Raw genomic sequence first — 24,237 nt, forward strand, 5'->3', positions numbered from 1 at the left:
CCAACTATGAGCAAGATCTTTTCAAAAATAAAATCTCTCACAGCCTATGAGATGATCCGGAATATGATCCTGTCAGGGGAGGCGCTTCCGGGAACACGGCTGGTTTTGACTGAGCTTGAGGAAAAAATGGGTGTCGGACGCGGCCCTATCCGTGATGCCCTCATGCGTCTGGACAAGTCGGGACTCGTTCAGAACATTCCTTATAAGGGGGCCGTGGTGACACTCCCGCCGTCATTCCGGGAGATGGAGCACATTTATCAGCTGCGCATCCAGGTTGAGATTGTTTTGGCCATGGAAGCCATGCGCGTTGCCTCCGATTCGGATATTGCCCAGCTTGAGGAAATAGCTTCCGCGATGGAAAACTCTTCTCCTGATGAACCCTATTTTTTCCATAAGGACAGAGAGTTCCACCGAGCTCTTTATGCTATTTCAAGAATGTATCATCTTCAGGCGATAGTCGACCATCTTCTGGATTATGTGGAAGCTTTTTTAAACCTTCGCCATTATGCCAACGCGGATAAGGAGCTGTTTATTAAACAGCATTCTATTATTATCCAATCCCTCAAAGATCATAATGAAAATGCCCTTGCTGAAACATTGAGAGAGAATATTATGGTAGGACTTGAGCTGGTAAGAAAGGAGATGGCCCGGTTTCCCCGGAATGGGTATTAAAGCATATGAGTTTTCATGGATGAAGAGCCCGAAAGGATATCCTTTCGGGCTCTTCATCCACTTCCTGCCGATATTTTGGGAGTTACGCCAGATGGTAGGCAATGTATACCTAGCAGCTACTGCATTCTTGGTGTTTTCCTTGCCGGGGGGCAAGCATGACAACGATAACAGCGCTGACGATTAATACCGTGCCGAGAATGGTGCGCGCGGTAAATGCCTCACCAAAAACGAATATTCCGATGCACATAGCGGTTACGGGTTCAAGGCCTCCTAGTATGGCAGCCAATGATGAACCGAGTTTTTTAATAGACTCCACAAGGGCTAAATTGGATAAGACGCCCGTAATGGCGGCGAGTAAAAACATATCTACCCATTGCCCGGTTGAAGCCGGCAGTGCCAGTCCTCCATCTACTAGGGCAAAAAGCCCTGTAAAAAAGGCTCCCGAAGCCATCAGATAAAATGTGACGGTGAGTCCGTTGCTGACATTGGTTTTTGTGATTTGGATCCCAATGACGTAAAGGGCTGTTTGCGTAGCACATAGCAGGGTCAATCCCATGCCCAGCATACTGAAATGAACGTTTTCGCTGCCATGCAATGAAAACATGGCTACACCAGCTATGGACATAAAAGATGCGATAAGGGTGGTCTTACGTAATTTTTCATGAAAGCAACATGACATGATGACGACGACAAAGACCGGATAGCAGTATTGCACTGTAGCGACGATACCGCTATCCATATAGTGAAATGCCAAAAAAAATGTAATAGCCGATGCTGCATAGAAGAAACCCAATACTGAAAGACGCCACATGTCGCCACGGCAGATGGCCAACGGTTGGCGGCACAATACGAGTATTACACCCATAATCATGGATGATATGCCGAAACGTGCGAAAAGGATGGTCGATGAAGCTATGCTCTCTTGCATGAGCGGCAATGTGAACAGTGGGATAAGTCCAAAAGAGCACGACGCCACAACTGCATAGAATAGCCCTTGCAACATACAGATATCCTTCGCGGTTACTTTGTAGATTGATGGAAAATGTCCATGAACGAGCAATGTTGGGGCTATCAATCCAAAAAGTATGCCAAAACACATTTACGGGAAACTTTGGCTTCACTGTCGGAAACAACGTTTATAATATAATGATATAAAAATACTGTATGATTTATTTTATTGCCACTGTCCGGTTGCTTCTTTATGGGAGAAGTTGTTTTTATACGACAATGTTGTCGTGTTATGCGACAATTTTATTCAAAGCAGTATGACTGTTTTGTCGCTAGACTGTATTGTCGATAAACACAGGGCAATCTCCGATAAAGGCCCATGAAGGATATATTCTATTTGATATTTTATAGGATTATATACCATTCATCAAATCGACTGTTGATTCTTTATCGTTCTGACTATTTTCTATAACGATGATTTGCTTTTTTATAAATTGAATGAAGATAATGAACCTGTAATAAAAATAATATAATTTCATTGCTATTCGTGTTAGCTCTATAAACTTGTAAAAGAATGTTCAATTTCAACAAGGAGTTTCTATGTTCAAGAGCAACATCGAGTTACTCGACAAACCAACATTTATCGGATCTCTTTTGCTTTTATTTATTGTTGTTATTCCATTGGTCTTTTTTCCAAAAGAAGGGGCCGAATGGATTGCCGCCGCCAAAATATTGATGACGGACAAGCTTGGCTTTATGTATTTGGGCTTGGGGCTCGCTTCATTTTTCTTTATGATTTATATCATCTTTTCCGATATCGGGCAGATCAAGCTTGGAGAGCCTGACGAAAAGCCCGAATTCAGCACGGCATCATGGGCCGCCATGCTTTTCTGCGGCGGCATCGGAGCCAGTATCATGTATTGGGGGTGCATCGAATGGGCCTATTATTACCTTGATCCGCCGTTTCAGCTTGCGCCGGGAAGCGAGGAAGCCATTCGCTGGGCGGCAACGTACGGTATATTCCATTGGGGGCCCATTGCCTGGGCGATCTATCTTGTCCCCGCCTTGCCCATCGCCTACTTCTTCTATGTACGCAAGCAGCCTGTTCTCAAGGTTTCCAGTGCGCTGATGCCGGTAATCGGTGAAGCCCGCAGCAACGGCTGGACGGGAAAGCTCGTGGATATCCTGTTTATTTTCGGCCTGCTCGGGGGCGGAGCTACGACCCTTGGGCTTGCCGCGCCGCTCATCACCGAAGGGATCCACCACTTGTTCGGTATTCCCAGGGATACGCTTGTGCAGGTGCTTGTCCTGCTGGCCTGTACGGTGCTCTTTGGCTATTCCGCCTACATGGGCATGGAGAAGGGGATCAAGGTGCTCAGCAATATCAATTTCTGGGGCGCCATGGGCCTGCTTGCCTTCATCTTGCTCACGGGGCCAACGATCTTCATGCTGGAAACCGGGTTAGATTCCCTTGGGCGTATGCTGAGCAATTTTTTCGTCATGGCGACATGGGCGGAACCGTTCGGCGGGTACGGATCGTTCAAGGACACGCACTTCCCTCAGGATTGGACCATTTTCTATTGGGCATGGTGGCTGGTCTTCGCACCGAGCATGGGGCTTTTTGTCGCCCGGATTTCGCGTGGCAGAACCATCAAGCAGATGGTGGTGGGCTCCATTTTCTTCGGCTCCATGGGGTGCTTCCTGTTTTTCATGATTCTGGGCAACTATGGCCTTTCCCTTCAGCTCTCGGGCAAGCTTGACATCGTGGGAATGCTTCAGACGGACGGAGCGTATCAGGCCATTTTCGCCATCCTTGATCAACTCCCGTTCAGCAGCGTGGTCATCGCGGCGTTCACCACGCTGTGCCTGATTTTTACAGCCACCACCTTTGACTCCATTTCATACATCCTTGCCTCCGTGGTTCAGAACAACGTGACCGAGGAGCCCATGCGCTGGAACCGGCTTTTCTGGGCCTTTACGTTGTCGATCATGCCTTCGATCCTCCTGTTCATGGGGGGGCTCGCAACCCTTCAGACCGCCGCCATCGTCGGGGGCTTGCCTCTTTTGATCATTGCGGTCATGCTGATGCTCTCCGCCGTCCGGGCCGCTTCTTTGGATCTTGCGCATCAGGAGGGGTACGAGTCCCCCGAGATCAACATTGAGGTCTTGCCCGATGTCGATCCGTGGTCGCGTGAGGGGGTGGCCCTTGCCCGCTTCGAGCAGCTCAAGGAAGCGGCCATGGGCGCTGCGGAGGCGGAACGGAATGCGTTGGGTGCCGTTTATCAGTTAAAGAAGTCCATCCGTTCAGCTGCGCTCGCCAAGGGGAATGATGCCGAGCTGGGAGACGCCCCGCAGGAATTGCTGGATGAGCTGCAGCGCCTCACGAAAATGGCGCTGGACGCCAAGGAACGAAAACTGGCGGCATCGGAAAAGGCTCAGCAGGCGCGCGTCGAATTCGATGCGCTCATGCGCTCCCGCCCGATAGACGCTCCTTCCGTGGAAGCCTGATAGGCCAAAGGCTCTATGGGGCTGCCTGATGATATGGAAAAGAGGTGGAGGCTATGTCTAATCCGCGTAATGGAAGCGAGGGCGGTAGGTTCCGCATTTCGGCGCGTTCGGTCGCATACCTTCAGGTGGCCTGTTCCCTTTTGATGCTTTTTCCCCTGCTGGGATACGGGCTTTTCTCCGAATGGCAGCTGGCGCTAAAAGAGCAGAGGGAGCGGATAAGCCATACGATCAGTGTGATGGCCGCCCGCCAGGCGGCCCTGACCAGAAGCACTGAATCCTTGCTCTTGGCTTTGAGCCTTTCTCCTGAAGTGGAGGACGGCGATCCTTTGGCCCTCTCCGTCTTCCTTTCACGTTTCACCTCCCGGCAGAGGGATTATGTCGGCTTTGCGATGTTCCGTCCTGACGGGCACAGCGTCGCCAGCGTCCTTGACGGCAAGGCGTATTTTGTACCGGAAGAGACCATACGTACCCGCAATTATTTTCAGAAGACGGCGGCCAGAGGACGGTTTTCCATCGGTGAAACTTTTCCTTTGAACGACGGGCGGGTTGTTTTGCCCATGGCAATGCCCGTGCTGGACGAAGGTGGGGGAATCCGCTTCGTCCTTATGGCCCCGCTTTCCACGGGGTGGTTGGAGGAGCTGGCCCGTGGGCTCTTGCCCAGTAACGGAGAATCCCTTTTTTTATTTGACGCGGGGTTTAACTGCCTTTTCCCGCAAGGGCAGACGGAAAAGAGTGCGTTTGTCTCACAGGATTTTTTCGTACGGCAGATTCTCCCGCGAGCCGCCGATACCTTCCCGGAGATGTCCCCGGGCAGCAGGGCAAAAACGTTTTCCTTTGCAGGGCCTGACGGCAATGGGTATGTCGGGGCCATAGCCGCATTGCGTTTGAGCAGGGATGATATCCCTTACCTGTATATCTGGGATTTTGAGAAGCAGTTCACTTGGCTGGACTTTGGGTGGAAACATTACCCTATCCAGATCACCGGCTTTATCGTTATCCTCTTGTTGTCCTTTTCCTTGGCCAGAATTGCGGGAAAGGTTTTCTTTACTGATGGCCTTGAGAAGATGGCTGATGTTGCGGAGCGCACGCGAAGCGATCTCTCCCTACGTGCCCAGCCGGTTCGCGGTTGCCGCGAGATCGGAGTACTGGCGGGGACGTTTGATCGAATGCTGGATACCATACAGGAAAATACCGAGCAGTTGCGAGGGCAGTCCTTGCGCGATCCCCTCACAGGTTTATGGAACCGCCGCCATTTTTTGGAGGCCGCAGTCAAGGAAGTGGAGCTTGCCGCAAGGCACGCGCTCCCGCTGGCCCTGGGCATGGCCGATATAGATCATTTCAAAGCGGTGAATGACAACTATGGCCACCTGGCGGGGGATGAGGTCCTGCGGCGGATAGCGTCCCTTTTTCAGAAAACCCTGCGCGGAACGGATATCGTGGCACGTTTTGGGGGAGAGGAATTCGTTCTTTTGTTCCCGCACTCCACGGGTAGGGATGCGGCGATGACGCTGGAGAGGGTCCGCCGGATCTGTGCGGATACAGAAATACTGTATGGGGATCAACGCATACGGGTTACTGTGAGCTTTGGAGTCTCGGAATTCGCAAGAGAAGAGGGGCAGGCGGGCGCGCTGGACCTCAATTCCATGATTTCCAACGCCGATTCGGCGCTGTACAAATCCAAAAATGATGGGAGAAACCGTGTCACCGTGTGGGAGCGGGATGGGAGGGAATGAGCCCGTTCTCAAGGCAGTGAGGCTGGCATGAGGGCATACCTACAGATGGGGCCGCTCGCCAGAGAAAAATGTTTTGTTGCCTTTCGTAGGTTGGGTGATGGAATCAAACCACCGTGGAAGGAGCCTTGCGGTTGGAGCAGTGCGCTCTGGGGCATAGCTGGCAGTTATAGTATTTGGTGTCGGTCTGAAAGAAGATGCCTGAGACGCTGAACTCAGGTTTCATAAGCATACTGGGGAGAAGGGTTATCCCCAGACTTTCGGAAACTGGGGCCATGAGCTGGAAGAATTGGGCTTGTTCCGAAAGGGGCCAGGCCTCCAGCGAACCGGGGTTCATCGCTGAAATTTGGCTGATGCCATATTGTTCCAGTATTTTCTTCTCCAACAGAGATCTATACTGCCCGACGATCGCTTCCCGGAGCGTGTATACAAATATTTGATCAAGCAAATCAAGGGAAAGGCTCCATTCCGCCAATTCCGTCCCCTCAGTGATCAGATAGGGGAAAATGCGGCTTCTTCCGGTGAGTTGCTGGCGCAGCAAGGAGCTGGTAAAGGTGACGCCTTCGATTTGCACTTGGTCCTTGTTTAATACATCTAGGCTGCACATTTTGAAAGCGGCTTTTGGGCGCGCTCTGTTTGCGGCTTCCTTTACCAGTCGAACCAAGAGCTCCAGTGCGTTTCCTTCATTATGGGAAATGTCCAGCTTGCACTTGATAGGCTCCAAGTCGAATGCTATAGGAATTTGTTCAATGATAAATGTATATTGATTTATTTCTTGTTTCCTATATACGGTTCTTTCCATGGATTGAAAGTCCGTCTGCTCAAAGATGGCCTATGGATGAACCCGGAAACTTCGGTGTACCACCCGGCGGAAGTTTCCGGGTATGATCTAGGCTCGGGTCTTTTCCTTTTTGGGATCATAGACAGGGAAGGGGACAATAACTGCTCCGCATTTGGAACCGTCTTTGCGTTTTACTACAAGACGGGTGCCAATGGCAGCATGGAGAGGTACGATGCGCGACCAGGCCAGCGACTTGCCAAGCATACTCGAGTACGCCGGCGCGCCGTTCACCGTGCCGACCCTGATATCTCCAACAAGAAGCTCTTCTCCTCCTTCAAGCGCATGGTTGATATCGATTTCAATTCCACGCAGCATAAAGCGTTCCATCCCTTCGGCAGCACGAACGGCATCTTTGCCGCGGTAATCGGCTTCCTTATTTTTATTTACAGCCCACCCCAGCCCGGCTTCCCATGGTGTCTGTTCCATGAGATCGTAGCGCCGCCATACAAGTCCAGCCTCCATACGCAAAGGGAAAAGGCTGTCCAAAGCACAGGGGAGGACACCGTCTTTTTTCCCATACAGCAAAATATTATCCCATATATCCGGTGCCGTATCTGGCGTGGCAAAAATTTCATAGCCGCGTTCACCGGAGTACCCCGTGCGGGAAATGACGCAGGGGCATCCAAAAAGGGTTGTCCGCACATGGCGGAAATATTTTAGCGCGGGAAGATCGGATGGCGTGTGGGGAGCTAGGATGCCGCATGATTTCGGCCCTTGCAGCGAGATCAGATGCACGCTGTCGTCAACATCAATCTCGGCGTCCAGCCCCTGTGCGGAGGCTTCCACCATCTTGCGTGCACAACCATCACCATGAAATACTATGTATTCGTCCTTTCCCAAATTGAATACAATGCCGTCGTCACAAATGGTTCCATCATCGCGCAGGAACGGGCCGTATTTCGATTGGCCCTCGGTCAGTTTTGAGATATCGTTGAGCATGGCATGGTTGATGGCTTTGCAGGCATCCTTGCCGCGTACATAGAACTTCAGAAATGCCGTCAGATCATAAAGGCCAGCGGCATGGCGCACTGCGTCGTGCTCTTCCTCCACACTACTGGTGCCATACGTCATTGGAACAGCCATGCGGATATATTCTTTGAATTTACCTCCAAGATCCTTGTGACGGCAGGTCAATGCAGAGGTGCGCTTAATGTTTGTGAGCATAGTGGATCTCCTATTGTGGGAAGCAGCACAGGTTATAGTTTCAACGTCATGATTCATGACTAAAATTTGAGTATATCAGAGATGTTTATCCAAAAAAGTAGCTTACACTAAAATCTACGAGTATCTAGGCGGGAATAGTCTGAGTTTGCTGGGTTCCCCAACAACAGCTAATTCCGGGAAAATTCTATGCGTTCGCATTGCCAGGAGGATCCGAATCTCGTAAGTGTGACTTAGCGGATGATGCGCGAACTGTAAGATGAAGGAGCTTTTGCCCGGCTGGCGTTAATCTTGGAGCATTCTAGCGGGGGTTCCTTTAGGCGGTTCTCATGCACATTTTGGGGGAGATTGGGCACAGTCATTTTGTTTCTTGGTGCGGTATCCCTATTTGGCTGGCAGTCGTGCCCAGCGTAAGAGCGCTTCTTTTCAGAAAAGCGCGGCAGGAATACGATTCAGACATGGGGTTCTCCAGATATGGGTGACAGGCTTGGTTGTCTTCGGCACCCAATTTATTTTGTCTCAGAGCATTGTTATTTGTTGAGGTGCTGCTCAAAGAAGGATGTCAGTTTGTTCCAGGGAATCATCTCAGTGCGGTCATACAGGTCGATGCGGTTGGCCCCCTCAATGACCACAAGTTCCTTGGGTTCGGCAGCCATCGCATAGGCCGTGTCGGTATAGCAGCGGGAAGGAGCCACCTCTCCCACCACAAACAGGATGGGACGGGGCGAAATGGAGTCCATGTCGTTGAACGGATAGAAGTTCATGAACTTCGCGTAGCTGGCGGGCGTGGTTCTGCGGTCGTTGGAAGCCACCTTGCCCCTTTCCGTCTGGTAAAAATCGTTGGATTCCGCCGCTTCGGGAAATACGGCGTCGTTCTGTCCGGGGCCGTAGACAGGCGTTCCGCTTTCAAAGGCCGTGTAACGCTGTTCAGCCTCCGTCTGAAGGTCCTTATTCCGGGTTTCCGCCGTGCGGGTACGGTTCAACCCCGTGCGGAAATACTCGCCCATGTCGTACATGCTGACAGTGGCCAGCGCCTTGATGCGCGGGTCAATCTTGGTCGCCGCGATGGCGAATCCGCCGCTGCCGCAAATGCCGATAACTCCGATTTTTTCCCGGTCAATAAGGGGTCGTGTTCCCAGATAGTCCACGCCCGCACTGAAACTTTCCACATAGAGGTCCGGCAACACGGCCGCACGCGGGCTGCCGCCGCTTTCCCCCCAGAACATCTGGTCGAAAGACAGGGTGACGAAACCGGCTTCCGCCATCTTTGTGGCGTACAGATTGGCCGCCTGTTGTCTGACCGCCGCAAAAGGATGCCCCACGACAAGAGCGGGATATTTTTTGCCATTATCCATCTGTTTGGGCGTGAACAGGGTTCCCACAATCTCCATTCCGTACATATTGTTGAATTTTACTGTTTCCACGTTTACCTTTTCGCTGGTGTAGAAATTGTTCGCGCCGCGCGACATGTCCGCAGCATCGGCGGTAGCGGTTCCGACGAACAGGGCCGTTCCCAGAACCGCCGTAACGGTCGCCTTTTTCACGTTATTCATAAGTGTCGTTTTCATGGCATTGCCTCCCGGCAACTCAAGTTTGTTGTTGATATTGTTCGTCACTGACCTTTTCCATCCAGCAGGCGTTTTTTCCGTCCAACGCCTCGCAGATGGAAATATGCGTCATGGGGCTGTTGCTGGCGGCCCCATGCCAGTGTTTGACATCGGGCGGAAACCAGACCACATCGCCGGGGAGGACTTCCTGCACCGGTCCGTTCCACTCCTGCACCAATCCTTTGCCGGAGGTGACTATCAGCGTCTGCCCCAGCGGATGGCTGTGCCATGCAGTCCTTGCCCCCGGTCTGAACTCCACGGAAGAACCGGACGCGCGGGCAGGAACATGGGCGGAAAACAGGTGCTCGATACGCACGGCTCCGGTAAAACACTCCGCAGGGCCGGGAGCGGACGGCTGTTCGCCCCGTTGGATGAGAATGTGCGTCCGCATATGCTCTCCTTCCCTATTTTGTCCGACTGGCGAACACTCTGGCCAATACCGTATTGGCGGCCTGCGCCTCATCTTCACCTACGCGATCGGTCAGCACGGAGATGAAATCTTTCATCTGCGCTTCGTTCAATCCCGTGTTCATGGCCGCATTCATATGAAACTGAAGCTGTCCGCCAAGGCCGGGGATGCTGGCCAGCGCGGAAATAGTCGCCAGTTCCCGGCTCTGATGGCCCAGATTGTCACGGGCAAAGATGTCCGCGAAAAGATGTTCCTTCAAAAAAGTATCGATGACAGGCGCAAAAAGCTGGTAACCGCAGGGCGCGGGGATGGTGTCCCTGCCGCTGAGCTTCGCCCGTACCTGAGCGCCGTATTCGTCACGGTTCCAGTTCGAGGGCATGGGGCTGGCCTCACGGCCTTCCATATCCGAGATTCCTTTGGCCTTGCGTTCGTCCATGACGGCCATGAACGTGTTGATGCCGTTGAGACTGCGAGGGAAGCCCGCATAGGCATAGAGCTGTACCAGCACTTCCTTGATTTCGTTGACCGTCAATCCTGCATCCAGACCTTCGTTCAACGCGCCTTTCAGTTTTTCCAGATTGCCGTTGGCCGTGAAAGACGAGATGGCGATGATGCTCTGCTGTTTCGGATTCAATTGTTTCGGATTCAATGCGCTATCCACAGCCATGCCCTCCGAAGCGGCCGTCAAAAGAACAATGGCCGCACACATTAAAGAAAAAATGCTTCGTGGTGTCCTCATATTGACGCTCCTGTGCGGCGGCCCCGTTTTTTCCGACGGGGTCGCCGGAAAAATTTCGCTATTTCGCGTTGTACTGCTGGTCGCTGACTTCTTCCATCCAGGTGACGTTCTTGCCGTCCTTCATACCGGTAAGCGCCATATGCGTCATGGCTGTCGTGGGGGAAGCGCCGTGCCAGTGCTTGATATCCGGCGGGCACCACACCACATCGCCAGCCTTGATTTCTTCCACCCTGCCATCCCAGGTACCGGTCAGACCGGAGCCGGATACGACCACAAGACGCTGTCCGGCGGGGTGGGTATGCCAGAAGGAACGGGCTCCCGGCTCAAAGGTTACGTAGGAAACAGAATATGGCGCGGCTTCGTTGGGACTGAACAGCGGGTCATGCCGCACATTGCCGGTAAATGTCGTGTGGCTTCCCACACCGGACGGGCGGGTTCCGACTCTGGTGATTACCTGCTCTTCCTTACCCGTTTCGGCCGCATGGGACTGAACCGCGGCCATTCCCACCGAGGCCAGCAACAAGGCCGCCAGCAATACCGTTGTTTTCTTCATGGTGCACGCTCCTTATGCGCTCTATACGTTTCTCTCTTCCTCATGCCGATGGGCACGAGCCTTTCTGTGATTCGGATAATAGGGGGCGAGGCGGTGCGAACAAAGACACAATCCCCCTGAAAAACTGCCTGATTCTCCCATATGACTGGGCAGGTACGGGGAAGGTATGGTACAAAAAACACAACTGAGGATATGCTGGAACAACGAGGGAAACAGCCATGCAGGAACAACGCGCCGAACTCGAATGGATAAACGGGCAGTTGAAAGAAAAGATTCTGGGACGTGCGTCTGAATCAGGAAGTCACCCTACGGCAATTTCAGGATTCCATCTTGTCAGGAGGGTGCAGGCAAACGAGCTGTGCGTCTTCTACAGACCGTTCATCGGGCTTACGGTTCAGGGCTTCAAACGCACCATAGTGGGGAAGGACGAGTATTCTTACGGGGAATACCATTGCTTTGTGGCGGGCGTGGATATGCCGAGCGAAAGCTATATCACTGTTGCGTCTGACGAAGAGCCATTTTTGGCACTTTCTCTTGATTTGGACAGGAGTCTCGTGGCACAGCTTGCGGCGGAAATACCACATCCAGCCCGTACAGAACAGGGAATGGGAAAGAGTGTCGCCGTCATGGAAGCCGACGCCAAAGTCATGGCCGCTTTTCTTCGGCTGACGGAGCTGCTCGACGAACCGGAAGAAATTCCGATTATGGCCCCCATGCTGATACGGGAAATCCTCTATCGACTGCTGCTGGGGCCGCAAGGTGCATGGCTGCGAACTATCTGTTCCCTCGGTACGGCTAGCAATCAGGTGGCACAGGCAGTTACCTGGCTGCGGGAAAATTACAAGGCTCCGCTCCAGGTGGAAGAACTGGCGCAAAGGGTCGGCATGAGCTCTTCCAGCTTCTTCCGTAACTTCAAACAGATGACAACGCTCAGCCCGCTCCAGTTTCAAAAAACGCTGCGCCTGTATGAAGCGCAGCGCCTTATGTTGACCAATGAGTATGATGTCGCCAGCGCAGCCTATGCCGTCGGCTATGAAAGCTCAACGCAGTTTATCCGTGAGTACAAACGGATGTTTGGGGACCCTCCGCGTAGGGATGTCAGTAGGAAACGGATAAAATTCCAATAATATTTTAACGTTTTTGTAGAATTACAGGGTGTTTTTTGTTGCAGTGACATAGATGTATTCTGCCGTGCAAAAATAAGTCCGATAAATCGTTTGATTACAGGAAAATCTTTTATTCAGTTCGCGTTCGTTGGGAACGTCGGGGATGAATTTGAAAATCTACTTGGTATCCCTCCATCTAGAATCGGAATAAGTTATTCCCATAGCGAGTCGAGATCTGTAAAGTCTGTCCCTTGACAAAAACAGGTAACTTTTTATCTCTCGCGTATACTACTCTGAAAAGAGTACCCACCGGTTGGGGCATACGGCTTCGCATGGCGTTGTCCATGACGAAAGGAAAGCCTTCTGGTGCGGCGTAAGCCGTTTGCGCTCCAGCACACAGCGCCTGTTCAGCCACCATAGCGGCTCCCCTGGAGTACGCGAGTCGAGCCTTGCCTGCACAAGGTTGTCCGCACAGCGGTTAGTCGGCGCTCAAGTCATTTTTGCTGTTCGCGCTCTGAAGAGGGTGGTCTTTCAGCGCGGAAAAGCATACCCGATGTTACAAAACATCAGGTTATGCCAGGCACAGCGACATGAGTTGCAGCATTCTGTCGCAAGTCTAAAGTGTTTATCTTTTTGTATTTTTTTCTATTCAATTTCCCTTTTATTGTTGAGATAGATCTGTCAAACGGCAGACTTTTCTTGTTGTTACCCGCCTGGCGCAAGCTCTGCGGGCTTTTTGTTGTTTTATCTAAAGGCGAAAGACAAGTATGACCTTATGAAATCCAGTAACATCACTATTTGAAAACATTTTTATGGAGTACTCGCATATGAAAAAAACACTCAAAGTAACTCAGGCCATTTGCCCATGTTGTCATTTTCGTAAACCTCTGGAGAACTCGGACCATTATTTTCAGCATATCCTCTTGGGATGCAAGTTACCTTCGGGTGAGACTGTCAATTGGATTTGCGTCGGGTCAGGCATGAAAGCGAGCAGATTTGCGTTGCGGCAGGAACGAAAACGGCTGCGTGACATAGACACTATCGAGCGCCGCCATGTCGAAATGCAGCGTAAGCGCCAAGAGCTGGCTGCTGAAGCTCGAATGCTCAGTCAGATCGCGGCATCAATGCCAATGCGATTTGTGACCTGCTGATCGCCTACGATCTCTGGTCATCCATTCCGCCAAGAAGAAAGTTTACGATTCGCAATATGGTGAAACGCCTTTATTCTGAAGGCGCAAATCTTATTGTCGAAATGAAAAACAGAACGAAAGCCAACAAGGGCTTGCAAGCGATTGTCCAATCGCTGGTTGACCAAATTCAGCGTCGGCAATCGGCTTTGTAGCAAGTCTCTTTTCTGACGCATCATCTAAAGATTACTAACATTACTCAAAAGGAACCTATTATGTCATCAACACGATTGAACAAAGAATTGCGTTTTCTTATCCGTTCATCCTTAATGCAGAGGGCATTTGTTGAACGCAAACAACAAATTGAATATTTAGAACACGAATTGGGAATGGAAATTTATAATGATATGTATTCTCCTCAAATTCGAGAAGATATGAGCAAGTTACCGAGGAATTTTTTTGAGGAATCGATTTGTATAAAAGTTGTATTTAACAACTGTTTCCACACTCTATTTGTAAAGGAGCCTTTGATTTTTGGATATCTTCACAATTCTTTATATAGTCCTGACATTTATAGTATTCCTGGCGATCATAATTTGAGTGAAAAATTTTTCAATATCAAAAAGCTCAAAGATGACTTTGCTAAGGAACAATCCCGTCTCGAAAAGCAACTTTCCGTATTCCTTAATAAATGTGCGACGGTCCAAAAACTGATTGAAACGTGGCCTGACGTTGAGCCAATTCTGAAAGAATTGAACATTCAGACTAGCCAATCCAAAGAAGTACAACTTCCGGCCGTCATTCACGGTATGAATGAACTTTTTCGTTTGAATGGAGCTGAAGTTCAGGACACGCAGACACAAGATGCCGCGTAAGCGGAATTAAACCGCCAGGTGGGGTTGTAGATCAATTCCTTGGAGAAGACGATGAACGGAAAACATTTGCTTTACATGGACCAGCTCGGAAATCAGTTTTTCGCGCGATCCGTCAAGGACCTCCGACAACAGATCGGCGGCGGAAAAAGTCGAGTTACAAAGATGTTTCAGGACAGGAAGGACGGGCCTACGGTCCATGTTGGATATGTCATTGGTAGGCACTGGTTGAGGATGTTTGAACCAGTAATGTTGCCTGTTCATAACTAAGCTCAATCTGAAATCATTCTTCGCTTTTCACGTCTTTTACTTTTCCCCCTGCGAAATTCCTCATCGTTCGATGGGACTTCATCATTTTTACCCCACATTGATTCCTCTTTGTGGGATTTTTTCTATTCACAAAAGGAGATCGTCATGAATTCATTGAATACTGTGATGTTGATCGGACGCTTAGGAAAAGATCCCGAACTGCACTATTCCCAAAAAGGTACAGCAATACTTAATATGAGTATTGCGACCGATGAGTCTTATACTGACCCGCAGGGCGAGCGCCAGCAACGAACTGAATGGCATATGGTTGTATGCTTTCAGCGCACTGCTGAAAACTGCGCTCAGTATTTGAGCAAGGGCAACTTGGTGTATGTCGAGGGCTCGCTCGCCACGCGCAAATGGGAGGCCGAAGACGGAACGAACCGGTATAGCACCGAAGTCAGCGCCCGGACTGTAAAATTCCTTGACCGTAAAGCGGAAGGAAAACAGTCAACGCCGGATAGCCAAGCGAAAGCGGAACCCGCCAGAGCTCAACGCCGAGTATCCCGCAGAGCTTCTTCAACGATGCCCACGGAGTCGGTGGCTATGGACGATATTCCGTTTTGAACCGGCCTGACAAAACCTTCGGGGAGTTTTCCCCGAAGGGGGGCTCTGCCGCCTGAAAAGGAGTAAGAGCCATGCGATTGCTGTTAGTTATTCGGAATGTTTTGTTCATGGCCGTGCTCATGGAACTGGCCTTCATCATCGGGGGGCTGAGAACGCTCTCCCTTGTCCAAACCCTATCACAATAGTTTGACTTGTCCGCCGCAGGAGAGGAATCCTGCGGGGTTCCTCTTTTGTGCAACAACGGGGGAACCATGGAAATTACAGAAATGTGCTCTGCGGAGATCACCAAGTTGGCCTCGGCCATGATCAAAGTTCAAACGATGTTGCAACCAGCCATAAGAGATAGGAACAACACATTCACTAAATCGGATTATGCAACACTGAATTCGGTTATGGATGTTTGCCGCCAACCTTTGCTGGAAAATGGCATTTGGCTGACTCAATATCCGGTCCCGGTGCAACCCGGTTATCTGGGCCTTGTCACCAAGTTCATCCACGCCGAGTCCGGTCAGTGGCAGGCATCTTTACTCAGCATGCCATTGCCCAAGGCTGATCCGCAGGGATACGGCTCCGCGATGACCTACGCGAGGCGTTACATTCTTTCGGCCATGCTCGGCATTGTGACGGAGTACGACGACGATGCGAACGCGGCCCGAGAGGGCGAGCAGAACGAGCGGGAAAAAGCGCCTCCCAAGCGCCCACGTCCTAAAAAAGCTCGGCCTGAGCCCCAAGTTATTCCACCACCTCAGCCGGATGAACCGGCTCACCCCGTCTTGAAGTCGTTACCCAAACTGGATGGCATCAGCTACCAAGTTGTGAGTAGCAAGGATGGGCAGGCTTGTATCATTGCGGAGGGAAAAACCCGCGCAAAAGAAAAAGCGCTTGAAGCGGCGGGATTCGTGTGGAGCGACAAACGCCATACATGGTGGCGCTACGCCGAAGCCGCATAATCAGAATCAGAAAACCCGAACGGGAGATTTCTCCCTTCGGGAGAGATCTCCTTTTTACAAAAAGGAGAATTACATGGGGTATCGAAGTGACGTGGCTCTTTGCTTGACGGCTGAAGCTGAACAAACGTTGCGTAGCCGTCTTAATAAAGTACAAAAAACTCATTCTTCTGGTGATGTTACCGCTCTGAGAGAGTTCATCACATCTCCTCAGACTTTTAAAGAAGAGAACGGAGTTACTCTTCGCTATTGGAGCTGGTGCAAGTGGTATCTTGAAGCTCCGGTTATCAGCTTTATGGACAACTTTATGGCGAATCTGGAATACTCCAGCTATTTGTTTTGCCGTATCGGAGATGAGCTGGACGACATTGAGCGCGATGGTGGATTTTATGAGAATCCATTTGAACTCAATGTGTCTGTAACTATAGATTTTAACTCCAATAACTAATCCATACACCCCAAGGGGAGCTGATCCCCGCCAGGGGGTGCGCTCCCCGTTTGAGGAGCGTCCTATGGTCAACATTGAAAAGGCGAAAGCTCTGCTCGGTACTCTGAACAGTGCCCTGAACCACTACTCCACACAATGCCTTGATCCCAAACTCGGGGATCGCAGCTCCTATGTCGGCTTGTCCGATGTCGGCAAGGGCATGGAATGCATGCGGGCGGCGGTGGCCTCAAAATTCTGTCTTCCCACGAAACGCATGGGGACCGATTCCCTGAACCTTATGTCTCAGTTGCGTCGCCAGATCACGCTTCAGCGCGGCCACTGGCAAGAAGACGGCCTTGAGGCTGCACTGACGGCTTATGGGCTGCGGTCCATTCCGCAGTTGTCCATCGCGCTGTCCTACAAGAATGTGCCCATCCAGGCGCATCTTGATTTTACCCTGGTTTGGGGTGGGGCAAAACCCGCAGTTCGGGTTCTTGAACTCAAATCCAACGAAAACATTCCAAAAACGCTGTATGCCTCATACGAGACACAGCTTCACGGCCAGCTCGCTCTGCTGCGCGAAGCGTGGAATAAACCCTGCTTCCTGCATGACGAGCCTGCTCGTTACGTCACCTTTCCCGAACTTGTCGACAGGCTTTTTGGCGCCTCCATGCCCGATAATCCCGAAGATGTGGACATCGAAGGATGGGTGGTGAGTCTCGCCATGTCCGACATCAAGGTTTTTGGAGCCTATAAGCCCAACACCTTCATGCTCGGTAGCTGCCTGCAAACGGCGGAATCAATCTGGAATTGCGTCCAGTCCATCCGGCAAGGAACCATGACGCTGGATGATGTGGAATACCACAAGGGATTTCATCCCCTGTGCGACTGGTGCGACTTCAACGCCGACTGCCCGAAATACTGTTCTATGGAAGCATGGAATGCTCCGGAAGCGGAGCAGGAGCTCGAACGTCTTGCCGCTTTCAAGACGGAAGACAAGGCCCTGAAAGCCCAAATCAAGGAGCTCGAAAAGCGCGTCATGCAAACCTATGCGACGCTCAATCCAAACGGCGCATGGATTACGGCAGGAGAGCACCGCTTCCGCGCGACTATCCAGCCGGGACGGGAAAACATCGACAAGGATGCTCTGACCAATGAGCTTCTTTATCTCCTGGAAGGAGATGAGGAGCGTGTGGCCAGCGTCCTGCGAAATGTCACTCGGACCGGTGAGAGCTACGAGCGCCTCTGGGTCAGTCCCATACGCCGGAGCATCCAATCTGTTGATAACGCCGCGTAATAAGTGAGTGAGTTATGATTGACAAAACACCATCGTATGCCCAACAGATCAAGTCCTTGGAAGAATACCGCAAAGCCAATCAACTCCATGATGAGTTGAGGCAGATGCTTTTTGAGGGACATTGCCCTCGGCGCTTGCACCAAAATGTACGATTGCTGCTGGAAGCGTATGAACGTGCGCTTGAAGGCGACAAGGGCGTCAGTCCTGCGGGATTCCTTTTGCTTGGAAACATCTGGCTCAGCCAGATCCGTGACCACATGGCAGAGCAAAACCACAAACAGCACATCCAGGAAAATTCCCATGCGCTGATCATGGAACGGGCAAAAGGCCGTTTGCGCGCTCTCCAGGCCGACCCGTCCCCCTGCACGGAATGCCGTAACTATTGCGGCGCATTCCGTAATTTCCTGCAAGGGAAATCCGTTCCGGCCATCCTCCGGGATGAACGGGACATGGTGATTGGCCCTGAAGAGTTTTTGCGCCTGACCGCGCGGTATACCTTGCTTTTGGCAGGGAAAAAATTAGCCGCCTGATAAGGCGGCACAACATCGACTGCCTAAGAGGGCGGTCAAGGGACTACATCATGACAAAGAATCAAATCATTCGTATTCCGGCGATCTCGTGCAGAGGCTGCGTCAATAACGGCGCTTGGATATGTGAAGGGTGCGACCCGAACGAGTGCATTTTCCGTGAGCCTTTGCCCGACAGACCCGTGGACGTCACTCCGAAGCGGTATATTGAAACCGACATGCCGGAAGCTGCGTGAGGCGCGAGGGACAGCTATGTTGAATGCACGTTATCCCCAACTTACCGAAGATCTCGAAATTGCATACGCCCTGAATGGGAAAGGCCCACTGAGCAGACCGTTTTTTTCACTCTCTTTGAATAACACAAGCAGGCTTTTGCTTGCGCTTGTGATCTTGGCACAAGACAGTGAGGAGAAGGGTTTTGAAGAGACTATCCTGGATAAGTCCACAGGAACAAAATGGTTTTTCCTTTTTCAGCGGATTCATGACAATTTGACTGTCTGCCAACGAATAGTAACATTCCTTTACTTCATACTTTTTCAAATCACAAAAAGGCTGAATAAAACGACCGTCCCGGAACAGGGCACGTTGCCTACGCTTGATGAAGTGTTGGGTCGCCTTCTGCGCATCATGGCGAAAGAGCCGCGAGATCGCGTGAGCGTGACCTTAACGTTCACTGCCCGTCAGGAAAAATGGAAGTTTCTTTTTCTGCCAATTTCAGATTGATAACCCATAACCGCGGGGGAGTTTTCCCCCTGTGGGGATTGCTCCCCTGTTTTCAGGAGAGCGTATGGAAAAATACCATTTCGCCGGCATTCAGGCCGGACATGCCATCAAGCTCCCTCTCGATGCGGATTATGTCCGCCAACTGATTCCCGCTGCCTGGACAGACGATTGGGAAGTCTGCGTGCTATCTGAAAGCTCTTTGTGCGTAAGTGTCATCCCCTTGATTTACCAAAGCCCAAAGCCTGGTTACGCGCATCTGGCTCTCAAAAGGCGGTCGGATGATACCTTTTGGGGCATTGAAATCGTGCGTTTGGAAGAGTTTCCGTACCGGGCCTTACAAATCCTGCGGTATCAGGAACAGATGGACGCCTATTTGCGCTCCGTTGTTGTGCATACCACACTGTCCTCCTATGAGAAGGCCCTGCGCGCCCTCTCCAGAATCCATAAAAGAGACGTTCCCGGCCCCCAAGTCAATCAGTTTGACGCGTTCAAAGCGTATTTTGACGCGATGTCGTCCGGGAATGAGCCCTGTCAGAAGGAGCGTTTCCAATGAGGCACTCTTCTGAACCTACCCGGGAAATGGCCCTCTGCCTCACATCCGAAGCCGAGCAAGCACTGTGGTGTCGCATGGCAAACCTGGTCGGTGCTGAATCCTCCGCGATCCGACGCGCCCTTGAGACGTCGGATCGGATGCTTGAAAATCCGGTGCATGCCATCATGCGCTTCTGGTCCTGGGATTTGTGCGCCGATGGTGAGCACCCGGTTGTCCCTGGCTCCTGCATTTCGTGCAGACCCTTTCGGAAGAAAGCTATTGGCTGCTGAGAATTGTGGCCGATAGCAATACGCTGGAAGAGGCGGGCCGAAATGACTATTTCAGTGGATTAGGTCTGAGCGTCATCATGGCGCCCCGCATCGTATTCTGATTCTGATCGGCAACCATCTTCTGTAACCCGCCAGGGGACTCCCTGACGGGGATGTCTCCTGGTTTCACCACAAAAGGAGACATGATGTCCCGATTTAATGCCCAAGCCCAAAAAGGCTATTACAAAACGCCGACGCATCTGTTGCCGGTGATCAGCCGTTACGTGTCGTGTTCCGACCCTGAAAACGCGCGGGTCCTGGACCCATGCGCGGGCGAAGGAGAGGCCATCGAGCACCTTGGCCTTGGCCTCGGACTCTCAACATCCCGGATCTACGCCAATGAACTGGATGAGCCGCGAGCTCTCGCCTGCGAGAAGCGCGGTCTGGTATCGCTCTGCGGCGATGCCGTACATGAGCTGGACGCACCTCTTGGAGGATTTCAGCTTGTCTTTTTAAACCCGCCCTACGACGAGGAAGCGGACGGAAGTGGACGCACGGAACGCAAGTTCCTGTCTACAATACGCTTTCTGCAACAGAATGGAATTCTGGTGTATATCGTGCCTCTCTTTGTGCTCCAAACACGAAATGTGTTTGAGCGTCTGACACGGAGTTTCCACAACATCGGCATGTTGCGCTTTCCTGACCCGGATTACGCGGTCTATGGACAATGTGTCCTGATTGCATGCCACGGTCGGGGAGACATGGAACAGGAAAAAGAACGGCTTGCGGCGCTGTTGGAACACCCTCCCGTTTTGGGGGAACACAGTGCGGAACCGTGGATCGTTCCGGCTCCCCGTATGCGTATCGAGCCTTTTCCGTTTTTCTCCCAACACCTCACCGCGCGTCAAATCGAGGCTATGCTGGCTGGACCTGTGGCCCGGTCCGAATGCCTCTTCGGTTTGGTTCGCCGCGCGGAACGTCCCGCCCGCAGTCTCATGCCGCTGCGTTCCGGCCATCAGGCCGTGATGCTGGCCAGCGGGCTCATGGATGGAGCGTTCACCGATCCTGACTCCGGGAATCTCCTGATTATCGCCGGAAAAACTGAAATCATTGAAACAAAATCCGTAAAACTTGATGACAGCGACGTTCTTGTGACCACAGTGCGCAAAACTCCGCAAGCTCTCGTCAAGGCGCTGGACGTGACGGCTTCGCTGGAAGCCGGAGAACTTGTACTCTACGATATGAGGTAGAGCCATGTTTCCACAATGTCCATTTTATCCACAATTCCACGGAGAAGCGGCCTGGCTGGTCCAGGCTGTCCATTGCAATTCCAACTACTGCAAATTGCTGTTTATCGGGGTCAAAGAGTCGGTCAATGCCGTCACAGCCCGCGCCATCCGTGGGGATACGTTGGAGTGCGGTGCGGAGCGATTTCAACCGGCGCGGGATCAAGCCATCCGGCGCGGCTATAAAGCCTTGTCAGGCCCCTATGGCGTTGGAAGCGTGTATTATCCCGGCCTGCTTGAGGAAATCGTCTGCGGCGACAGCCCGGACGAACTCGCCCGGTCGGCGGCGCCTCTGTTCAAGCGCATGGATGTACCATCGCTTGATGTGTGGATGCCGTTGTTTTGGGACATCTCCGTCCAGGCCGGATTTGCGACGCCTCTTGATACATGGGGCATCCCTCACGATGTCTGGCGGCTTCGCCTGCCTGAACCGGGCATTTTTTTGCCCTTGTTGGAACAGCATCTGCCTGAATTGTCCAGTCTGGCTGAAATGACACATGCCGCGCAGGCGGCGTAACCGATAACCCTCCCGGGGAGAGATCCCCGAGAGGGGTGATCTCCCCGCAACGGGGATGATCATGCGTACAGAAACACGATCTCTGAAGAATTTTGTCCTGAGCGCCAGCAAACAGTTGTCGGCCAAGGTCGAATCCGTCCTGAATCCCATTTACACGCCGGGCGACACGACGCCACTCATCCGGCGCATCAAGGAACGCATTGCAGCCGTTGTCCGCAAACAGCCCTACGCTGCGCAACGGGACGCGGTGTGCGCTCTCATGCAAGGCTACGCGCATGGCGCACGGTGCCTCGGACTCGTGGCTGAAATGGGGTGCGGCAAAACGCTGCACAGTGTCTTGAGCGCCGTAAGCATGGAGCTTGTAACCGGACATCCGATCCGGACACTGGTTTTGTGTCCTCCTCATCTCGTATCCACCTGGAAGGAAGAGATTGAAGAGAGCCTGGGAAAGGCCGCACTGGTAATTAATGCCAGCGGTCCCAACGCGCTCTCGCTGCTGATCCGCCTTCGGAGTGACGCACGGATACCGGATAAACCGGAATTCTGGCTTATAAGTTTCAATAGGGCCAAGACAAATTATTCCTGGAAGTCGTCCTTCTTCAAACAAACGAAACTCAGTTCTCTTGTGCAGGGAACCGGCAGCGCCGGACGCCATCTGTACAAGACAGAGTTGTGCGAGCACTGCTCGGAAAAACTGCCGGACGATATGGACTGGTCCGGAGCCATCCGCAACCGGTGCCCCTCATGCGGCAATCCGCTCTGGGGACCATCAGACAAGGGAAGTCATGTCTATGCGCCGGTTTTGTATATCAAAAAATACCTTAACCGGCATTTCCATTTAGCTGTCTTCGATGAAGTTCAAAAACTCAAAGGTGGCAGCACTATTCAGGGTGCATTGATGGGACAAATCGCTTCGGCAATCCCCCGTTCTCTGGTGCTGACCGGCACGTTGTCCGGTGGCCGAGCCTCTGATGTCTATTACCTGCTGCAACGAGGGGTTGCCCTCAACTACAGCAAAGAGGAACGCCGCCGTTTGCTTCCAGCCTATACGGATCTTATGGACTTTGTTAAAAGTTACGGATCAATAGAAGAAATCTATAACACTGCGTCGACTGACCATCTCACCGGACGTTCGACACGCGAAAAACGGCGTATCAAAGAAACGCCGGGAATTTCGCCTTTGCTGCTCAAGGAATTTTTCCTTGAGCATTGTGTGTTTTTACGGCTTTCGGATATTGCCGATGCGCTGCCGCCTTATCGGGAAGAGGTAGAATACTGCGATCTCCAGCCGGAATTGGCGGAAGCGTATCAGGCTTTTGAAAGAACCTTGAAAAAAGCTGCGCAGGCAGCACTTACGAAACATGATTACCGGGTTCTCGGCCAGATGTTGTCCAGTTTGTTGGCGTGGCCGGATATGCCGCAACGAGTGGTCGAAGTCTTTGACCGCGACAATTGCGTTGTTGCCAGTGCTCCCGCGCTGGACATCCCGCTCACTGCCAAAGACGAACGCCTGATCGAGTGCGTCCGCAACGCCAAGGCCGTAGGCCGGAAGTCGCTTGTGTTCGCGGAGTATACGGGCAAGTTCGGAGCTGGTGAGCATGTGCATCGGATACTCTCCGACGCCGGGTTCAATTTCCTGCACCTCAAGCCGTCCGTGCCCACGGACAAACGTCTGGGCTGGATTCGCGGCCATATGGCTTCCGGCGCTTACGATGGCCTAATCTGCCAACCCAAACTGGTGGAGACTGGTCTTAACCTGCGCGAGTTTCCCGAGATCCTTTTTTGGGAAACAGGCTACAGCACCTATGTGCTCAGACAGGCATCCCGCCGCTCATGGCGTCCTGGTCAGACTCAGGACGTGGTGGTCCGATTTTTCGTCAACCGGAACACCATGCAGGAAAAAGCCATGTCGCTCATTGCCTCCAAGCTTGAAGCGTCACTGATCCTGGAGGGAGAACTTTCCGGCAAGGGGTTGGTGGCACTTTCGGAAATGGGGGACAGTATGGCGGTGGAACTGGCCCGGGCACTGGTCGGGCAACTGGAGACTCAAGGATTGGAAGCCCAATTCCGAGCATACCGATCTCTTGAAATAAATCGGCTCCCGTCATCCAGAACCGTTGCCTTGCCGCCATCACGGCATCAACCGCGACTGGGCCCCATCGTTGGTTCACTCTGCGGTATGGACGGTGGAACTGTGACAGGTACGTTGTTCAGAAAACCCATCAGGATCGACGGGGAGAACAACTGCTACCATCTTGTAGATGTCCGGGGAGTGACCCTGGCTGTGTGGAAGGGAGATCAGCTTGTCGTCTATATGCCGAAAAAAAGCCAAGAGGCTTATACGGTTATTCCCGACAGAGCTTTGCCCGGCATGAACGCGTGGCGTATCCACCAGATTGCAGCATAACTAAAGGGTGAATTATGAGAAATACCCCTATGACTCAGGGAGAGTATGTGGCGTGTGAGGGGAACAAGTGCCCCTATTGCAATGCGGAAGAAATTGAAAGCAGTCATTTCGACTTTTATGATGGATACGCCATTGCAAGTGTGACATGCAGCAAGT

The 24,237-nt window shown here is 52.0% G+C and carries 23 protein-coding genes; 16 read left to right on the plus strand and 7 right to left on the minus strand.

The window, feature by feature from the left end:
- Positions 1–672 (plus strand): GntR family transcriptional regulator (locus HMPREF0178_RS19525; protein ID WP_009369260.1); only part of this gene is annotated, 672 nt, incomplete at its 5' end.
- 109 nt (positions 673–781) lie between these two features.
- Here the strand turns inward: HMPREF0178_RS19525 and HMPREF0178_RS19530 are convergent.
- Complete coding sequence (locus HMPREF0178_RS19530) at positions 782–1,675, minus strand: DMT family transporter (RefSeq protein ID WP_009369261.1); 894 nt, start codon at positions 1,673–1,675, stop codon at positions 782–784.
- A gap of 545 nt (positions 1,676–2,220) precedes the next feature.
- Between HMPREF0178_RS19530 and HMPREF0178_RS19535 the strand changes: the two genes are divergently transcribed.
- Entirely contained in the window at positions 2,221–4,128 is a 1,908-nt protein-coding gene (locus HMPREF0178_RS19535) for a BCCT family transporter (RefSeq protein WP_009369262.1), read from the plus strand.
- 53 nt (positions 4,129–4,181) lie between these two features.
- On the plus strand, positions 4,182–5,861 hold the full coding sequence (locus HMPREF0178_RS20680; RefSeq protein ID WP_009369263.1) for a diguanylate cyclase: 1,680 nt from the start codon (positions 4,182–4,184) through the stop codon (positions 5,859–5,861).
- Between the two features lie 103 nt (positions 5,862–5,964).
- Here the strand turns inward: HMPREF0178_RS20680 and HMPREF0178_RS19545 are convergent, their stop codons facing one another.
- The 6 genes from HMPREF0178_RS19545 to HMPREF0178_RS19570 all read right to left on the minus strand — a co-directional run bounded on the left by HMPREF0178_RS19545 (position 5,965) and on the right by HMPREF0178_RS19570 (position 11,168).
- Complete coding sequence (locus HMPREF0178_RS19545; RefSeq protein WP_009369264.1) at positions 5,965–6,660, minus strand: vitamin B12 dependent-methionine synthase activation domain-containing protein; 696 nt, start codon at positions 6,658–6,660, stop codon at positions 5,965–5,967.
- Between the two features lie 87 nt (positions 6,661–6,747).
- Positions 6,748–7,863 carry an aminomethyltransferase family protein gene (locus HMPREF0178_RS19550; protein WP_009369265.1) on the minus strand — a complete coding sequence of 372 codons (1,116 nt, stop codon included), beginning with the start codon at positions 7,861–7,863 and terminating at the stop codon, positions 6,748–6,750.
- A 527-nt stretch (positions 7,864–8,390) separates the two neighbouring features.
- Positions 8,391–9,428: an alpha/beta hydrolase gene (locus HMPREF0178_RS19555; RefSeq protein WP_009369266.1), complete on the minus strand. Its 1,038-nt coding sequence runs from the start codon at positions 9,426–9,428 to the stop codon at positions 8,391–8,393.
- A gap of 19 nt (positions 9,429–9,447) precedes the next feature.
- The gene (locus HMPREF0178_RS19560) at positions 9,448–9,858 is read right to left on the minus strand and encodes a cupin domain-containing protein (protein WP_009369267.1); all 411 of its coding nucleotides are present in this window, start codon (positions 9,856–9,858) and stop codon (positions 9,448–9,450) included.
- A gap of 13 nt (positions 9,859–9,871) precedes the next feature.
- Positions 9,872–10,615, minus strand: coding sequence for a carboxymuconolactone decarboxylase family protein (locus HMPREF0178_RS19565; RefSeq protein ID WP_009369268.1), 744 nt, complete (start codon positions 10,613–10,615; stop codon positions 9,872–9,874).
- A 58-nt stretch (positions 10,616–10,673) separates the two neighbouring features.
- Positions 10,674–11,168 carry a cupin domain-containing protein gene (locus tag HMPREF0178_RS19570; protein ID WP_009369269.1) on the minus strand — a complete coding sequence of 165 codons (495 nt, stop codon included), beginning with the start codon at positions 11,166–11,168 and terminating at the stop codon, positions 10,674–10,676.
- A gap of 218 nt (positions 11,169–11,386) precedes the next feature.
- On the opposite strand from HMPREF0178_RS19570, the gene HMPREF0178_RS19575 reads away from it, so the two are divergent.
- The 13 genes from HMPREF0178_RS19575 (at position 11,387) to HMPREF0178_RS19650 (ending at position 24,081) form a co-directional block, all read left to right on the plus strand.
- Positions 11,387–12,295, plus strand: coding sequence for an AraC family transcriptional regulator (locus HMPREF0178_RS19575; RefSeq protein ID WP_009369270.1), 909 nt, complete (start codon positions 11,387–11,389; stop codon positions 12,293–12,295).
- Between the two features lie 806 nt (positions 12,296–13,101).
- On the plus strand, positions 13,102–13,425 hold the full coding sequence (locus tag HMPREF0178_RS19585; RefSeq protein WP_039959470.1) for a hypothetical protein: 324 nt from the start codon (positions 13,102–13,104) through the stop codon (positions 13,423–13,425).
- Positions 13,426–13,676: 251 nt separating this feature from the next.
- Positions 13,677–14,276: an Nmad5 family putative nucleotide modification protein gene (locus tag HMPREF0178_RS19590; RefSeq protein WP_009369271.1), complete on the plus strand. Its 600-nt coding sequence runs from the start codon at positions 13,677–13,679 to the stop codon at positions 14,274–14,276.
- Positions 14,277–14,687: 411 nt separating this feature from the next.
- The gene (locus HMPREF0178_RS19600) at positions 14,688–15,149 is read left to right on the plus strand and encodes a single-stranded DNA-binding protein (protein WP_009369272.1); all 462 of its coding nucleotides are present in this window, start codon (positions 14,688–14,690) and stop codon (positions 15,147–15,149) included.
- Positions 15,150–15,400: 251 nt separating this feature from the next.
- Entirely contained in the window at positions 15,401–16,099 is a 699-nt protein-coding gene (locus HMPREF0178_RS19605) for an ERF family protein (protein ID WP_039959473.1), read from the plus strand.
- Positions 16,100–16,172: 73 nt separating this feature from the next.
- Positions 16,173–16,544 carry a hypothetical protein gene (locus HMPREF0178_RS19610; protein WP_009369275.1) on the plus strand — a complete coding sequence of 124 codons (372 nt, stop codon included), beginning with the start codon at positions 16,173–16,175 and terminating at the stop codon, positions 16,542–16,544.
- 64 nt (positions 16,545–16,608) lie between these two features.
- Entirely contained in the window at positions 16,609–17,820 is a 1,212-nt protein-coding gene (locus HMPREF0178_RS19615; protein ID WP_009369276.1) for a hypothetical protein, read from the plus strand.
- A 14-nt stretch (positions 17,821–17,834) separates the two neighbouring features.
- Positions 17,835–18,350 carry a hypothetical protein gene (locus HMPREF0178_RS19620; RefSeq protein ID WP_009369277.1) on the plus strand — a complete coding sequence of 172 codons (516 nt, stop codon included), beginning with the start codon at positions 17,835–17,837 and terminating at the stop codon, positions 18,348–18,350.
- Between the two features lie 249 nt (positions 18,351–18,599).
- The gene (locus HMPREF0178_RS19625) at positions 18,600–19,070 is read left to right on the plus strand and encodes a hypothetical protein (RefSeq protein ID WP_009369279.1); all 471 of its coding nucleotides are present in this window, start codon (positions 18,600–18,602) and stop codon (positions 19,068–19,070) included.
- Between the two features lie 64 nt (positions 19,071–19,134).
- Positions 19,135–19,623 carry a hypothetical protein gene (locus tag HMPREF0178_RS19630; RefSeq protein ID WP_009369280.1) on the plus strand — a complete coding sequence of 163 codons (489 nt, stop codon included), beginning with the start codon at positions 19,135–19,137 and terminating at the stop codon, positions 19,621–19,623.
- 421 nt (positions 19,624–20,044) lie between these two features.
- Positions 20,045–21,121, plus strand: coding sequence for a DUF6094 domain-containing protein (locus HMPREF0178_RS19640; protein WP_255344684.1), 1,077 nt, complete (start codon positions 20,045–20,047; stop codon positions 21,119–21,121).
- Between the two features lie 4 nt (positions 21,122–21,125).
- Complete coding sequence (locus HMPREF0178_RS19645; protein WP_009369283.1) at positions 21,126–21,674, plus strand: hypothetical protein; 549 nt, start codon at positions 21,126–21,128, stop codon at positions 21,672–21,674.
- Positions 21,675–21,735: 61 nt separating this feature from the next.
- Positions 21,736–24,081, plus strand: coding sequence for a DEAD/DEAH box helicase (locus HMPREF0178_RS19650; RefSeq protein WP_009369284.1), 2,346 nt, complete (start codon positions 21,736–21,738; stop codon positions 24,079–24,081).
- The last annotated feature ends 156 nt before the right edge of the window (positions 24,082–24,237 follow it).

This window comes from Bilophila sp. 4_1_30 (assembly GCF_000224655.1).
Taxonomy (GTDB): Bacteria; Desulfobacterota; Desulfovibrionia; order Desulfovibrionales; family Desulfovibrionaceae; genus Bilophila; species Bilophila wadsworthia.